The organism is Sphingomonas sp. 10B4 (genome assembly GCF_035019905.1).
In the GTDB taxonomy this organism is placed as follows: Bacteria; Pseudomonadota; Alphaproteobacteria; order Sphingomonadales; family Sphingomonadaceae; genus Sphingomonas; species Sphingomonas glacialis.
Window position 1 is genome coordinate 1 of sequence record NZ_JASJVC010000309.1, and the last position, 272, is coordinate 272.

Sequence of the window (272 nt, forward strand, 5' to 3'; positions counted from 1 at the left end):
GGCTTCGGTTTGTGCGGTATCCCGGAAGCCTTGATCGCCGCCTTGCGCGATAGCGGTGTGCAACAATTGACAGCGATTTCGAACAATGCTGGCGTCGATGGTTTCGGCCTCGGTCAGTTACTCACTACGCGTCAGATAAAAAAAATGATTGCCTCCTATGTAGGCTAAAACAAAGAGTTCGAGCGCCAGTACTTGGCCGGTGAACTCGAACTCGAATTCACCCCACAAGGCACGCTGGCAGAAAAACTGCGCGCCGGTGGGGCCGGTATTCC

At 54.4% G+C, this 272-nt stretch carries 1 pseudogene; it reads left to right on the forward strand.

The features are described 5' to 3' along the window. A pseudogene (locus QN347_RS19925) lies at positions 1-272 on the forward strand (CoA transferase subunit A); the annotation flags it as partial.